The sequence below is a fragment of the Paraburkholderia sp. RL17-347-BIC-D genome (genome assembly GCF_046027915.1).
Lineage (GTDB): Bacteria > Pseudomonadota > Gammaproteobacteria > Burkholderiales > Burkholderiaceae > Paraburkholderia.
The window spans coordinates 1-14,397 of sequence record NZ_JARESS010000098.1 but is presented as its reverse complement, the minus strand read 5'-3'; the positions used below and the strand labels follow the sequence as shown (position 1 = coordinate 14,397).

Here is a 14,397-nt window from a genome sequence, read left to right as displayed (position 1 = left end):
CGGGGGGGGGGGGGGGGGGGCGGGGGGCGGGGGGGGGGGGCGGGGGGCGGGGGGGGGGGGGGGCGGCGGGCGGGGGGGGGGGGGGGGGCCCCCGCCGCCCCCCACCAGATAACATGCGTTTAGCCTGACGCCCCCCGAGCAGTCGCGAGCACGCCGCAAGGCGATGTTCGTCTCCTGCTCTCGTCAGTCGCGTCGATCACACTCCTGACGACAGCGGATTCACCGCGGAGCTTGCGCGGGCGGATCCGTAATATACCGTCACGCGGATTTCAGGATCGTCACGTTGTCGGCGTCCACGCGCGTGAGCAGATCGAGCCGATCGCCAAGCTTGCGCCATGCCTCCATCTGCTCCTCTTTCTTGACGGCGCGCTGGTACACCCGCCTCATGCGGTTCTCATCCAGGTGGTTTAGGCACTTCTCGATGACATCGGGACGCACGCCCAGTTCTCCCATGAGCGTGGCACCGGTACGGCGCAGGTCGTGTGGCGTCCAGTTACCGCCCGGCAGGCATCAGGGTGTTGGTCAGCTTGGTCCCATTGGTCTTTTCCTTGCCACGTTGACGATCATGCAATTGCTTGGTGATCGATTTGGGTGTCACGGTGCCTTCAATCCGATGAGACGGAAAGAGGCGCACCGGATCGGCCGACGACGCCAGTAATGCCTGCAGGTGGCGCTTCGCACAGTCGCTGAGATAGATCGTGTGGGGCTTTCTGTTCTTCGTCTCAGGCAGAACCCAGACGCCGGCCCGGAGGTCGATATCGGCCTTCGCCGCTCCGGTAAGTTCACCGATGCGGCAGCGGGTCGAGAGCATGACCCACACCGCGTGAGTTGTGGAATCCAGCAGATTGGCGGCGGCAAGCCGGCCTGGCAGCAGGCGGATGACCCGGTCGCGCTCAGTCTCCTTGCCGCCCACGTCGCTTTTCTTGATGCCGAAGGTCGGGTCCACCAGCACGATCTCGCGCACCAGCGCAAAGCCGAACATCTGGCGCAGCTCAGACAGCAGTCGGTTAGCAAGGCGATTGGCACCACGCGCTTTCACCGTGTCGAGGATATCCATGACGTCGCGGCGCCTGATGTCATCCGCGTACCGGTTGCCGATTGATGGCAGCACGTCCTTTTCCAGTCCGCGCCGCGTTTCCGCGCCGCGGTCCTTGCGGCCCACGAGTTCGAGCTCGGCCCAGCGCTCGAAGAGAGCCCGGACGGTTAGGCGCCGCTCGCGTGCCGCCAGCGCTTCACGCTCGCGCTGCAGCGCGTCTGCCGCAGCCACGCGGGCGTCCTCGATCTGTTTCTGGATGTCGATACCGCTGCGTGCGAGCGCGCGGATTTCGGCAGCCCGCTCGCGCGCCGTCGCCAACGAGCAGTGCCCTTTGCCAGTCCCGTAGGGCTCGGGCAGGCGGTATTCGCGCTCACGTCCTTCGATCATGTAGAGGACGCACCAGACCGCAGTGCCGGTGGGGGCGATGCGCAGCCGCAATCCAGTGTCGGCGGTCAGCTTGCGTGGCTTGCCGTCGCTCACACGCTGCGCCGCAATCGCGGCCTCGATATCCCGCACGGTCAGTTTTGTCATGTTGGTATCCCTGGTCCGGATGCGGACGTGCGCCGCCCGTACCTGAAATCTACCCGAAAATGCGCCGGATCACACCATGATTTTGCGAACTTTGGCGAACGACGAAAATGCATTTAAGTTAGGTAAATCAATGGGTTGCATGATATGTCGAACGCTCGCGGACACTGGCGAACGTGCATATACCGTTATGGGGTGCAGGTGGTCGGAGGTTCAAATCCTCTCGCCCCGACCAAGATCAAAGCCGCACGCCGTAAGGCGGTGCGGCTTTTTCTTTGGTGCCTGAAATTTGGTCAAAGCAGAAAGAATATTAGAAATTTCTAATATTCAGGCCGCGTCACCCTGCGGAAGGTGCAGTACAACGGTCGACACCGGCACCTCCCGCGATTTGATATACCCCTGAGTCGTCGAGCGGTCGGTGTGCGCGCCGGCCACCTGCAGCGCGTCCAGATCATAGCCCGCCCGTTTGGCATCCGTCATTGCCTTTGCCCGGATATCCTTGATCGTATAGGGCTTGTCTGCGAGGCCGGCCCGTGCCATTGCCCCTTCCCAGGCGTCACGGCATGCCTGATCTGTCTTCGGGTTGCCACGCCTGTCCCGGATCACATACTTCTGGCCAAATGCAGGTGCGAGAAGCTTCGCACGACCAAGCACGGCATTGATGTCGGGCATCAATGGCCAGTCGACCGCCTCACCGCTCGAGTCTTCCGTCTTCGACGGAAGAAGGTGGATCACGCCGGCCTCGCTGTCGATCTGCTCCCAGGTCAGCGTGCGAATGTCCGTGGAACGCTGGCAGGTCAGAAAGCACAGGTCGATCATGCATTGCATCATCGGGCCGGTGGGCACGCTCCCGGTTACCTCGCGCGCTTGGGGCGTACCTTCGTACAGAGTGAAGGAATACTTAAGGAGCCATTCGCGGATGGCCATGAAGTGGTCGTCACGAATATAGACGTTGCGCTTTTTCGGTTTTTTGATCTTGACCTCACGCGTCGTGTTGACGATGGCATGTTTTTTTCGCACCGCCCAACTGAAAAACGTCGAGAGCCACGCCTTCATTGCTCTTTGGGTTGGCAATTTGTCCGGCCAGTTGTTGAGCAGGAAATCCTCAACGGCTGCAGCGTCGATACGTTCAACGTTCCAGTCACGGAAATAACTGCGTACACCTTCGCCGCGGCGTTTCCACTCGTCACGGTACGATGCGGCGTAGGTGGACGCCTTCTGGTCCATGTACGTGGAAATGATTGCCGGAAGATTGCCGCGCCCCTCAAACACCGGCTAGAACCGACGCTTTTCTTCTGCCAGGCGTTCGAGCATTTTCAGGTCACCCTCGAGGACCTTCGACAGACGAATCCATCGGTTGTCGGGTCGGACCCAATAGTACGACGCGCCTTTCTCGTAGACCCGGCCCGGCAATCCATCGGGCCGGGTCCTTCGCCTCGCGTTCATGATTCACCCCTTGCGCAAAAGATAAACAGGCGGAGTCGGGTCTCTCGGCAGTGACACGGTCCTGAGCCCGGCCCGACGCTCCTGCAAGGCCTAGAATGTATCCCAGGTAAGCACGACAGCGTTTTTTTGCCGGAACCATTCGGCCTGCTTTGAATATCGCTGTTTGCCGGTCACGCGTTTCAGCTCTTCATTCGTCATCAGTCGGTCGGCCATGTTGTTGCCTCCAGCGAATCTTTTTGTGCGAGGACGGGCATCGGCTCGTATTCCTGGTCTCGTGGTCCTTGAGCCAAGTACGCACTCACGTCATCTGCATCGTGAGAACATTTGGTCTTCGTCTTGATCGAGGCCAGTATTTCGGCGCGTTGATGTTGCAGAAGAATGGAGCCCGGAGGACGAATCAGTGCGAGGCAAGTTGATCTCCGCAGCGCGAGCAAATCGTTGATTTCGAGTTGATACACCGGTGCCACAAGATCAGGGCGACCGGACTTACGCAGCATCATCACCGCACGGGATGCAGCATGCGAGAGTTCAACTCGCAGGCGTTCTGCGGAGTCCGAGTCCACAGCGCCCGGAAACTCGACAGTGGTCACCGCAGTCCTTCCCATAAGGTCTTCGAGAAGTTCCGACAGTGGGGCCGATGCGAAGTGACGGACGACGTCCGCCGCTTCCATCTTCAGTTGAGCTTTGCGCAAATCGAAGGTATTCCACGGGCAACTAGTGCTAACGATCCCGAGTTTCGACGCGGATTTCCACACCAACCTGAACATCCGGATGGCAGAGTCGGGTTGGCCTGGACGAACGGCGCCTCCGTACCACCGCAGAAACACACCCTCGCCCGTGATCTCCTCAAGCTTGGGGTCCCCGTGTTCAGTGAAAAAAACCCGGAGTGTTTCCATTTCGCTGCGCCGGCGAGCGGTGGCCTGTCTGCTTGCCAAGGGCAATGAGCACTGTTCAAAGCCGTGAAGAAGTTCGATTGCAGTCGCGGGACGAGCGAGCGCGACGCGCGATTGCTGTTCGTGAACCCATTGCGCACAGGCAAGCTCAAAGTTCTGGCCCAGTACAAGTTTTGAGCCGTCCTTGCGCAGCAGATAATAGGTGACTGCCCCGTTTCGATCGCGGCGCGCGCGCATCCCTTTCGGACGATCAGTTCTCCGTGGCATCTGACTTTCTCCGGGTTGTATAGACAAGTGAAATATCAGGGCGGAGGTGGCCCAGTTCTTGGGACAAAATCTCCAGGCAGTCCAATGGATCCAGGCCCATGCTCAAGAGCGTCTCGAGACGAGCTTGTGCGTAGCGGTGCCGCAGGCCGTGGAACCCGTAAGAAAAACCCAGTGTCCGATTGCTGGCTGATGAAAAGGATTGCGAAGTAGCTTGTCCACCACCAACCTGGAAACGTACTTTTCGATGCACCTGGCGATCGATGACGAGGGTGGGCGTGTCGAGCCGCAGAGACTGTAGTCGCACATGCAATTCAAGAGGAATCAGAATGCTGCGCGCCAGCCCACCTTTGCCGATGACCCGGTAGATGACGCCCTCAGGCATCCCGGTGAACAGATCATTGCGCCACGGACGGTTCGGCTCTCGCGCAAGTTCGTGGGCCTCCCGCAGTTCGTACAGCTCTGCGGCCCGGACACCTGCGTGAAACGCAATCCGGGTTGCGAGCGCATTGTGCGGTGCCTGACGACCTGCGATCCGCTCCATCTCATCAAGCGTATATGCCCGTCCCTCGGTGATAGTCGGAACCTCGGCGTCGAAGTGAGTCAGGGCTACGCTGAACACCAGACTCAATGCCTGGCGATGCTGATCCAAGGTTTTCTGGCGCCAACGCGAGCTCTCATGAAGCAGGTAAGCTTCCATTTCTGCGCGCGTGACTGGCCAGTCAATACTGACATTTTGTGCAATCCGCCACCGCAGGAAATCCCGCAGGCACTGCTCGAAGTTGCGCGCAGTGCCAACGGACGTGATCACGTTATCGACCAGACTGCCAAGCGCAGGCTTCGATTGCCCCAGGGCCAGGACAGCCGAGATACGTGAGCGTGCAAACTGTTCGGCGGAGATCGGTTTTCTGGTCATTTCGATTTCTCCCACGCGAAATGCAGTCCAAGCGTCTTGAGGAAGCGCTGGACTGTCGATTTGTGAACCTTGATCTGAAACCGCGCTTCGATGTTGTCGGCGAGTTTCTGAAGCGAATAGGCGCGCCTGTCCGACGCCTTCAGGCGGGCCGTTGTGAACCGGCGGATCTGATCAACAATCGGTGACCGGTTCAGCCTGGAGTGTTTGTTGCGTGTGCGCATGCATCGACCTCTGTAAAGGAAGTGTCGCATCCCCGAGGGGGGATGCAACCCGCGCGGCTAATGCCGCCGCCGCCACGAGTGGACGACGGGTCAGGAACTTTTGCGGGTTGATGCGGAGCCCTGACCAGGGGCAGCGACTGCGGCGCGAGAGCCATTTCTAGTGACGAGCAGGATGCTCTGGCACATGCTTGATGAGTTGCGGTCTCTTGAGGGGGCGGCGGATCACATCGGAAGTGCGATCCCAATTGCTCTGCGCTCCAGGCCCGAACGACGCTACGCCACGTCCGTCGAACATGTCTCTGCATGGGACGTCGAAGCACGCCAGCAATTGGCCTGGATGATTTTCTGGTCGGGAGGAAACGCCAACCCACCTCTCAGGCGAGAAGCAGGTATCGTCTTCGAAAAAAGACGGATTTTACTTGTATGAGCTGCCCGTCCTGGGCGGATGAGCAGTCTTTGATAGGTTAATTCTGAAGCGGTGTCCCGGAGGACTCATGCTGGACTAGCAGCTGGTGACAAGTATATAAGTAAAAAAAGATTTTGTGGCATACCTGCTTCGCTGTTGTCTGGATGCAACATGTCGTACTGCGAGGGATCGCGCGGTAGTTCATAGAAGCTTCGAGGAGAGCACAACCGGTTCCATGGCAGCTCCGGTGTACCTGTCTTGGTGAGGCAGTTTCTCTTCGGGGCCGTTCACACTATCTGAATCCTTTGACAACGAGCGCGAAATTGATGAAAGCGAGGAGCATGAGGTCCAGCGTGTCGAATCGGGAGAAGACACGATGGAAGTTTTTGGGGCAACGAACCCGGCGTTCGACTTCGAGTCTGCGCTTGTGCATTTCGCGGTCGAATTCCCATGGTTCAGGAAGGTTGGTTGTTGGGTGGAACAACAGGGATGAAGCCGGGGGCGAGGCGCGAGTTGTCGCGTCTTGTCGCCTTCATATACCTTCTCCATGAGTGGGGGCAGCCACCGATCGGACCGCACAAGGCTTTGCAACAGGGCTCGCCTTCGTGGTCCATTACCCGCCTGACCCGGAGAGAGTGCGAACATTATTGTTGTTCGAGCATCCGCGGTAACCATGTGAATCCTGGTGGTCCATCCACGTCGTGATTTTCCGATTGCTTGAGGTCCGTTTTCTTCCCTCGCTGTCATCCATCGAAACCGCCTTGCTCCAGATACGAACGATCTGGTCGCGCTGCAATTCCGTGAAGATGCGAATCTGTGGGAACAGTCCCTAGGACGGTTCTTCTTCAGAGGTCCGCGATGAGCCCGGCATGTAGTCGGCCAGAGCGTTGGTGAAGAAGTCGTCTCCCAGTTCTCCTTTGATGGGTTTGCTTTTGGGAGACGGCACTATTCTCATCTTGGTGCCGTCTGACCGGGAGGTTGTGCTGCCCAGGATGTTAGTGAGCCCGATACTCTCGAGCATGGCCCCGAGCTCGGCGAGATGTTTGATGAGATCTGCGCGCCGCCGTGGGGAAGGCTCACGGTCAAGACGGTCGGTCAGGTTGGGCTGGCCGGCCGAATTTGTCGTGACCTGAATTTTGTGCGATTTCATGAGCGCGCCTTGCACGCCGATTGCCCTGCCAGTAGAAAACCGATGGCATTTGTAAAACGGGGTTGATCCAGAAGCTTGACCTTACACCCAAGTACGTCGCGCAGAGTAGAGAGGTAGTAGTGCCCCGCGCCTCCCGCAGCGAATACGGTGAGATCCTCGGTTGTCCGGAGCGTGGTAAGAACCGACCGGCAAACCGGGATCGTGACGTGAACGGCGTCCTGCAAATACGGCTTGAGGTCGATCTGCTCGCCGTTGTGATAGAGGGGGGTGCCTTGAGCTATCGCACGGTCGATCCGGTCAATATTGGTGAAGCGCCCTTTAAAGTTAGCTTGCAGTCGCGATGCAATTTCGCGAAGGACAAGGGCTGCGCCTCCTGGCAAACCGCCGCAGCGCTGACGATCGATTTTAAAGCTGGCCGAAGATACGAACGTGTCCGTCGTACCCCAGCCCGAGTCGATGACCGCGCACGATGTCCCGCTCACAAATGCATCCGGAGCTGTCGCGCGCAAATACGCGTACGAGCCGAGCGGCTGAGGGAGAACCGCGACATCGTTGATCGTGAATGTGCCATGCCCAAAGCTGTGAACACCGCGAAATTTCTTGATCAGCAGCGACGCGTAGGCGTGGAACGTGTGAAATGGGAGACCCAACGTCAGCAGGTCGATATTCCTGAAGCCACACTTGACGAGTGCGGCCAGGACCAGGGTGCGGTACTCTTCGGTCGTCGCGAAGTCGTCGTTTTCGCTGCGGGTCGTGCTGGTCGAGACAACTTCGCTATCCAACGTATCGACCAGAAAGCTCTCGCCTCCCTCTAGGTCGATTCTGACATCAGCCTCGCGCACTCCGATTCCCTCCATGCCAGCCGTCAACGCGGTCTGCGGCGCGCGAACGCTAACAGACGGAAAGCTCCCGGTTGAGACCTCTCCATCGTGCATGAATGCGTACTTGGTCGAGGAGTAGCCGACATCGACCCCGATAGCTACCGGTTTTTGAATCCCAAAGGTGGGTTCGTTAAACATGAGTTGCGCTCCTGTCGTCGTTGAAAATCAGGTTAGTTGTGGAGAGTTCCTGGTGGACGTGCACTCCCCGCGGGTTTGTCTTGCACCAATGCAAGTGGCGTCCGGAATATTCGCCAAGGGGTGCTTAGGTCCGTCGTGCGTGTCTTGCATGTTGCCGCTCAACCGGCGAATCGCAAGCGATGCTGCCGATTGAGCGTAATACTGGTAAAGCTCCATCGCCTGAGCGAACAGGATCAGTCGATGCACTGAGTGAAAGATGGCCGGCGTAGTGCCGTGCGTGTCCCCTCGAGAACACGACTTGCCGCGGTCATGCAATTACGGAGAGCGTCGCGCGCGCGGCCAACGTGCGACGCCTTAGAGTCGATTGAATTGCGAAGGGGAATTTTGATTCGCTGTTTTTAGGCAGCGGAGCGACGAGCGCAATGCGCAGAGAGGATGCATCGCGTCGAAGTTTGCTGATGCGCGGTTAGGCCAAAGGCCCGGCCCGGTTTGTCTGTCGGTCTCGTGGGTGAAAAGGTCACGCCAGCGAGACGTATACGTTACGTTGGGATTTGGATTTCGGGGAAAGTCGCCCGAAACGTATGAATCATTCATACGCGGACACGATGCGCGTCGGTGGCCCGTACGCGCATTGCAATGATTCCCACCCGGTGACGGAGTGCTATTGCATGGTCAACGGCTAGGTCGAACCACTTGACCTAAACAATTCGGCTTCATATGAGCACTCAGTCGTGCTCCTACATCGGGGTGGTCGATCGGTTGATCAACCTCATGCCGGTGTGCGGCGGTATTTGAGCGAAAAGATTAACCGATGTGATCTGAGCGTGCAAGAGAAATTTTCCGCGCCAAGGAGTACGTTCGACTACGAAAAATTTCCGGCATGAACAGGACGAATCGCGTTTGTGGTCGGCGTGATGACGGCGTGAAGAAGGGAGGACCTCTGTTGAGATGGCAGTCACACGCACGGCGTTGCGTATAAGGATGACGGTCGCGCTGGGCGGCATCTCGCTCAGGCTCTTTGGTATTGAGGTTCCGACGATTTACGTGCGGTCGTGTATCCCTGACACAGCCGTTTTCTCTGGTTGGAAATATATCTATATCAGCGATGTTGAATGACGTTTTGTATGTGCTGTTGAGACCCGCTTAACTACGGCCGCGCATCCTGGCGAGTGCATTGAACATAAGTGGCACATAGGTTGTACTTGTTTGTCTCGGCGAAGGGATTTTTTGCTCTTTACTGATCTAGGTACCACCTTAGTGGCACTTTGCTCGATAGATCCCGGCATCACGTCGGCACCGGCGGGCGTTACACGACCGCTGGAGCATGGCTTGTCCGACAGACGACAGATGGCGGATGGCAGACGGAGGGAAGGGCTGGGGTGATGACCGCGTAGTTGGGCCATATGAGGCGTGTCAAATCAACGCGGTGTCGACCGGCTCGCTTCTTTAACTCCTGCCGCTTGGCCACTGGCATGAACTCCTGTGCTCCGCGATTCACTCGTCGGTGATAGTCAGGCAAGCGGCAAACGACCGCTGAAGGTGTCCATCTCGCTCGTTGCGTTTAGTGCAGTCGATTGCGCAGATCAAGGAGCGGAGGAAATCCTTGAAACCCTTGTCTGGCATAGACTAGGGCGAATCAAAACGGATTGGAACGGACCCTGACACAGCCGTATTCATTGTGATTTTCGACACTCGTTCATTCTTCGCCTCCCTTCGCCGGTCGACCGCTGGTGGACAGCAAAATGGTCTGCGTTGACTCGGATGTGGCAGATGCTGCACTCGGTCATGGTGAGCCAGGAGTCCGGGCACGTGTACGCGAATGTCATCGCTGTGTTAACACCTGCTATCACGGCATTCGCGTGGGGGGCCGTGCCACGGCGACACGGGTGGGGCGCAGGGCGCAGTTTTGTGCGTAGGTCCAACTCAACCGGTGGATTCCGGATGCGCCTGCGCCAAGTGTGCTCGAGCGGCTTACCGGCACGTACCAGGCTGCTTTCGGCGCCAAGTGCTCGGTCAAGCTGCGGCGCGACAACCAGCTCATGCTGCACTTTCCAGAGGCTCCCGCAGAAGTTTTAACTCCGTTCAAAGGTCTTCAGTTTCGCAACCCGAAATGGCCACAAAGGACATTCGAGTTCGTGATGGAAGACGGGCGAGTGACCGCATTGAGGCACTGGAACTCGGTCGCCGAGTTTGTTTTGACTCGGGTTGAGAATGCTGAATCCGCCGATACGATGGAGGACGAAGAGCCGATCGCTGATTGAACGATGCGGCCCATCATCCTCGACAGGAGCTGTATCGAGGAATGCGCTGGCGGTTGAGATCGGGCGAGCTTGTTCGGGCCCACTCTGCTTAAGGGATCCAGCTCATGTCGAACCACATAGGAAGGCCGCATTGGTTGGGTCCAGACATCCACCCAAATGCATCACGCAGAACTCTGCCGCCTGTCACGCTGTCATCAATGCACGATGGTCAAGGATTCTTAAAGCTTGCCGCCTGAGAGATGGAGCCAACGACGATGACGATAGCTGCAAGTCCGATTGATCCGATCACTGGTATTCTCGAAGCTTTCAAATCCAACAATGTCGTCGCTATTTGCGACGGGGGCCACGGATGTAAACAGGCTTATGCGTTCCGAATTTCGCTGATCCGGGACCCCAGATTTGCTTACATCGTGAACGATATCGTAGTTGAAAGCGGCAATTCCCTTTATCAGGGGATGATGGACCGGTTCGTTGCGGGAGAAGACGTACCCGAAAATCAACTCCGCCAAGCTTGGCAAAACACTACGCAACCCCACGATGTGTGGGATCGCCCAGTCTTTGAGGGGCTTTTTCGTCAAGTACGCGAAGTGAATGCCTTGCTCCCTAAAGACCGTCAGATTCGTGTCTTGCTGGGCGATTCGCCAATCGACTGGTCGAAAATCAAAAACGCTGAGGAGTTCGATGAAGCTTGGAGAACTGTAGGCGACCGCAACAGCTGTGCGAAATATCGCCGCTGTCGTGTGGAAATAAATATGCAGCGAGCTTGCTTAAGTGCTTCATCAGGACTCCACTAGATTGATGTTGTAGATGCCACCTTGAGTCGGTGGATGCGCCGCATAACTGGCGCAACTCCAGTGTTATGCCCAGATTGCTGAACGCAAATTCATGCGCGTGCATCGCTAACGGTCAAATGTCTCGTCAATATCCGGTCAATGGCCACGAAAGTGCAATAGCAACGCATGTGGGTTTGTCTGGGTTCAACTGATGTGTAGACAGCAGCACTTCACTCGACAGACAGTGTCAGGTCCTGTCGTCATTCCCGACTTGATAGCCGTCTTCTCGTGGCGAGGCGCAGGCTTGGGGTTCAACTCGCCCCGGAGAACCATTCCCATGGTCGAGTGCCAGCTAATACGCATTAAACACAATCCTGCTAATGCCGAGTCATCACCGCGCCGATGCGCCCATTAAACGTAATGAAGCTTTAACACCGTGAAATAAAAGTTCACTGTAATCGGGAACACAGCTTTGCTCAGTGAGAAATCTTCTAGAAAGAAGCGTTAAATTGCTTTCGTTTTTGCCATTGTGAAATTGTCTGAAAACGAAGGGCCCCCGTTAGTTGGGGCTATCGACCCCTTCATTGGCCGACATTGCCCGGAGGAGGGCGGCGACGTTCCAAAGAAGGCCGAGGCCAAGCAAGCGGACGACACTGCCGAAGATCATCCTGCCGAAGTAGCGCGGCGGGGTGGCGCAGCACGGTTGGGGGATGTTCACTAGTGAAAAATGGCGACCGGGGCGCCCGGACCTCTAGAATCGATTGGAGTGAAATAACTGGGCGACTAGAGGCTGCGAATATTCAAGGGTGCCCAATCCGTTCGTCGCCTACGCCCTGATTTTCCGCCTGGTGAGTTATCTCAGTTCGATCGGAGACTACGATGATGGAACGAAATATGGTTACGACGGCGTTCGGACTTCCGGGTTACAGGATAGAGCGATCGTTTGGAGTAGCTCGGGGCATCATCGTTCGATCGCGATCCATAGTCGGGGCGCTCGGAGCATCCCTCCAGACAATATTCGGTGGAAACATTTCACTGTATACGTCGCTATGTGAGCGAGCGCGACAAGATGCATACGAACGCATGCTTGCCCAAGCTGAAGGGCTAGGAGCGAACGGCATCATCGGAATGCGCTACGACGCAACAGAAATAGCAAGAGGAATCACAGAAGTACTGTGTTACGGGACGGCCGTCCACGCGACGTCGCTACACTAAAAAGTGTGTGCTGAACGAATCCGACGGCACAGCCACGTTGCTAACTTGCCAGCGGCATGAGCCTCAGAGAGGTCTTCAGCGCGGCCAACTTGCCTGGTCCCGCGGAAGTTGGCCATGTGGGTCGTTGACCTCGATCGAATTGCCATCTCCGAGGCGGTCAGTAAACACCACGACGTTTGTACCGCTCTCGTGGGTCTGGCTGGGAAACACAATGCCGGTAAAGCCCTGCTCCCGAACCATGTCGCTGAGAACCCAGGTTGGGGGCTCGATGTGCAGCTCGAATTTCAGGTGCCGCTAATCCTCGCGCCAGTCGTGCCAAAGGTCGTCCCAAAGAGGCTGCGGTGGAGTTGCCGCAGGTCGACCAGATCACGCAGCGCGACGGTGTAGGAGCAGACCGTGCAGGGTGGCAGGAAGGGCGAGGTCTGCTGGTACTCGCGCAGCGCCGTCAGTTCTTCCAGCGACAAATACAGTGCCTCGACACCTTCACGGTTGAAGCGCCCGCCCTTCGCTGCGGCGCCCGCTCCACTGGCCGGCCGGCTGGCCCAGCGGGGTGTATGTGCGCGGCAAAGCACAGTGCCCGCCGGCAAGTGCGTCAGGATCATCCAACAAATCCTGCACTGATCGACTCCAGATAGTCGATCGCATCCTCAGTCCGCCCGTCCTGGAGCAGTTGCAGGATAGTCTTATGGCGACACGTGGGGATTGGCTGGTTCTTGACGAGAAACAGCGCTCGCTCGAAGTCCGGCTGTACCGCCACAGCTGCCGACAGCACGCGCATGAGGTCGCGCAAGGTGGACTGGAGTTTCGGCGACTCAGGATGGGTGCGCAGCGTGTTGCGATGAACACCCGCCAAGGTTGCCAGGTCTTGCTGCTGCAAGCCCAAAACGTTGGCGAGGTTGGCGGCGGATAGACGGGACGTTCCCGCTTCCCGTGCGGACTCAAGCACGTCGGCAAAGGCAATGGCGCGCATGGGGCGCTCCAAGTAGCGAACTGTACAAGCACATTATACGCACAGTTTGCGCATAGCTCAACGCTCCACAATGCGCGCCGGAGTTCGGCTCGGAACTTGCGGCACTGACGTTGCAAATGTCGAAATTGTCCCAACTCTGAACTTTGGTCACTTTAACTCTGAACTGGCCCGCGACCCGCCGACCAGCCTCGAGGTCGAGGAGCCGCGCTTGGGCATCGCGGCGGCCGAAGGCCGATCAGCGGTGAACAAAGGGGAGCGGGGAGAACGAACCGTCAACCGTGCGATGGGTCCGTGGTTGCAGGGCCGGCGCCGGCCGGTCGGCCATCTACGGACATTGGGCGGCGCTTGCCAGCGGACATTCGAACGGCTGCCTAGATCAGGTAACGGACTCCCGAAGGCTGAACGATCCGGGAGCATCCGACGCGGCCGCCGCTGTCAAACCTCGATTGCCGCAGGTGCGGACCGTCCCCGCGTTCGACTTACGGGATCACGCAACCGGTGCGACTGACGCGCCGACAATGCCATGGGTTGTCAGAGAAGCAGCCACAAACCCGGTTGCTTTCATGTCTTCAACAAACTGCCGGAGAATATCCGCGGCAGCGTCGCCGCGGCTCTTCGGGGCGCCCATTGCCTGCTGAATCACCATGAACCGTTCGCCCAGCAATCGAAGGCCGTGGTTCCTGGAGGCATCAGCCTCCAGTGTTGCTTGACCCCGGCAGCCACCTCCGAGCCCTGTTCGATAAAGGTCTGAACCACAGCGGGCGATGTAGGCGCGCGAACGATTTGCGCGTGCTTGAGTTCGCGCGAAAGAAAAAGATCGTATGCGCTGCCCTTGCCAACGACAACATGATTGGCTGTGTTGTCGACGTCCTCGTTCGTCCGGATCGTCGATTCCTCCCTGACCAGATAGAAGCCCTCGATCAAGACGTATGGCGCGGTGAAGGCAATGCTCGCCCCTCTCAGTGGATCAATGGCAAAGAAACCAATATCAGTCCGTTCGTCGCTCACGGCCTCGACGGATTTTCCGGCAGAGTCAAATACGACCAGCTCGAGCTCGACTGCCAATCGCTTCGCGAATTCCCGTGCAAGATCTACTGAACGGCGGTCCCCAGATCTCACCACGGGCCGATGCGCTATTACGCAGCACCGTTTCAGTGCGCTCCGTGGGGATCGACGGCGGATACAGCAGCCTGGCCGGACACAGCAGCCGGCAGGACGGCTGGTTCGAAGTCATCGTCGGAAAATCACTGCGCGACGACGGTCGTGGACAGGCGGCGCATGCGCAGTCACGTAGCAGCG

The 14,397-nt window shown here is 58.0% G+C and carries 15 protein-coding genes and 2 pseudogenes; 4 read left to right on the top strand and 13 right to left on the bottom strand.

Going from position 1 to position 14,397, the window contains the following annotated elements; translation table 11 throughout:
• Positions 1-258 precede the first annotated feature (258 nt).
• The 9 genes from P0D96_RS46000 to P0D96_RS45960 all read right to left on the bottom strand — a co-directional run bounded on the left by P0D96_RS46000 (position 259) and on the right by P0D96_RS45960 (position 7,879).
• Positions 259-453, bottom strand: coding sequence for a site-specific integrase (locus P0D96_RS46000; protein ID WP_408320814.1), 195 nt, complete (start codon positions 451-453; stop codon positions 259-261).
• A 40-nt stretch (positions 454-493) separates the two neighbouring features.
• Complete coding sequence (locus P0D96_RS45995; RefSeq protein WP_408320812.1) at positions 494-1,567, bottom strand: tyrosine-type recombinase/integrase; 1,074 nt, start codon at positions 1,565-1,567, stop codon at positions 494-496.
• Between the two features lie 324 nt (positions 1,568-1,891).
• Positions 1,892-2,791, bottom strand: coding sequence for a tyrosine-type recombinase/integrase (locus P0D96_RS45990; protein WP_408320810.1), 900 nt, complete (start codon positions 2,789-2,791; stop codon positions 1,892-1,894).
• Positions 2,792-3,100: 309 nt separating this feature from the next.
• Entirely contained in the window at positions 3,101-3,223 is a 123-nt protein-coding gene (locus P0D96_RS45985; protein WP_408320809.1) for a DUF4224 domain-containing protein, read from the bottom strand.
• Positions 3,208-4,170 (bottom strand): hypothetical protein, encoded by a 963-nt coding sequence (locus tag P0D96_RS45980; RefSeq protein ID WP_408320807.1) that lies wholly within the window; start codon positions 4,168-4,170, stop codon positions 3,208-3,210. The genes P0D96_RS45985 and P0D96_RS45980 overlap by 16 nt, the downstream gene beginning before the upstream one ends.
• Positions 4,154-5,083 (bottom strand): site-specific integrase, encoded by a 930-nt coding sequence (locus P0D96_RS45975; RefSeq protein ID WP_408320805.1) that lies wholly within the window; start codon positions 5,081-5,083, stop codon positions 4,154-4,156. The genes P0D96_RS45980 and P0D96_RS45975 overlap by 17 nt, the downstream gene beginning before the upstream one ends.
• Entirely contained in the window at positions 5,080-5,304 is a 225-nt protein-coding gene (locus P0D96_RS45970; RefSeq protein WP_408320803.1) for a hypothetical protein, read from the bottom strand. The genes P0D96_RS45975 and P0D96_RS45970 overlap by 4 nt, the downstream gene beginning before the upstream one ends.
• A 1,235-nt stretch (positions 5,305-6,539) precedes the next feature.
• Positions 6,540-6,860 carry a hypothetical protein gene (locus P0D96_RS45965; RefSeq protein WP_408320801.1) on the bottom strand — a complete coding sequence of 107 codons (321 nt, stop codon included), beginning with the start codon at positions 6,858-6,860 and terminating at the stop codon, positions 6,540-6,542.
• Positions 6,857-7,879, bottom strand: a complete 1,023-nt coding sequence (locus tag P0D96_RS45960) for a ParM/StbA family protein (RefSeq protein WP_408320799.1) — start codon at positions 7,877-7,879, stop codon at positions 6,857-6,859. The genes P0D96_RS45965 and P0D96_RS45960 overlap by 4 nt, the downstream gene beginning before the upstream one ends.
• A 1,958-nt stretch (positions 7,880-9,837) precedes the next feature.
• On the opposite strand from P0D96_RS45960, the gene P0D96_RS45955 reads away from it, so the two are divergent.
• From P0D96_RS45955 to P0D96_RS45945, 3 genes are all read left to right on the top strand, one after another.
• A complete protein-coding gene (locus tag P0D96_RS45955; RefSeq protein WP_408320797.1) occupies positions 9,838-10,140 on the top strand; it encodes a hypothetical protein in 303 nt (100 codons plus the stop codon).
• Between the two features lie 254 nt (positions 10,141-10,394).
• Positions 10,395-10,934 (top strand): hypothetical protein, encoded by a 540-nt coding sequence (locus P0D96_RS45950; protein WP_408320795.1) that lies wholly within the window; start codon positions 10,395-10,397, stop codon positions 10,932-10,934.
• A gap of 858 nt (positions 10,935-11,792) precedes the next feature.
• Positions 11,793-12,128 (top strand): YbjQ family protein, encoded by a 336-nt coding sequence (locus P0D96_RS45945; protein WP_408320793.1) that lies wholly within the window; start codon positions 11,793-11,795, stop codon positions 12,126-12,128.
• Positions 12,129-12,203: 75 nt separating this feature from the next.
• Here the strand turns inward: P0D96_RS45945 and P0D96_RS45940 are convergent, their stop codons facing one another.
• The 4 genes and pseudogenes from P0D96_RS45940 to P0D96_RS45925 all read right to left on the bottom strand — a co-directional run.
• Entirely contained in the window at positions 12,204-12,368 is a 165-nt protein-coding gene (locus P0D96_RS45940) for an RES domain-containing protein (RefSeq protein ID WP_408320792.1), read from the bottom strand.
• A gap of 44 nt (positions 12,369-12,412) precedes the next feature.
• Positions 12,413-12,730, bottom strand: coding sequence for an RES domain-containing protein (locus P0D96_RS45935; protein WP_408320790.1), 318 nt, complete (start codon positions 12,728-12,730; stop codon positions 12,413-12,415).
• On the bottom strand, positions 12,727-13,098 hold the full coding sequence (locus P0D96_RS45930) for a DNA-binding protein (protein ID WP_408320788.1): 372 nt from the start codon (positions 13,096-13,098) through the stop codon (positions 12,727-12,729). The genes P0D96_RS45935 and P0D96_RS45930 overlap by 4 nt, the downstream gene beginning before the upstream one ends.
• Positions 13,099-13,585: 487 nt before the next feature.
• Positions 13,586-14,196: pseudogene (locus P0D96_RS45925) on the bottom strand (transporter substrate-binding domain-containing protein); the annotation flags it as partial.
• Between the two features lies 1 nt (position 14,197).
• Between P0D96_RS45925 and P0D96_RS45920 the strand changes: the two are divergent.
• A pseudogene (locus P0D96_RS45920) lies at positions 14,198-14,397 on the top strand (hypothetical protein); the annotation flags it as partial.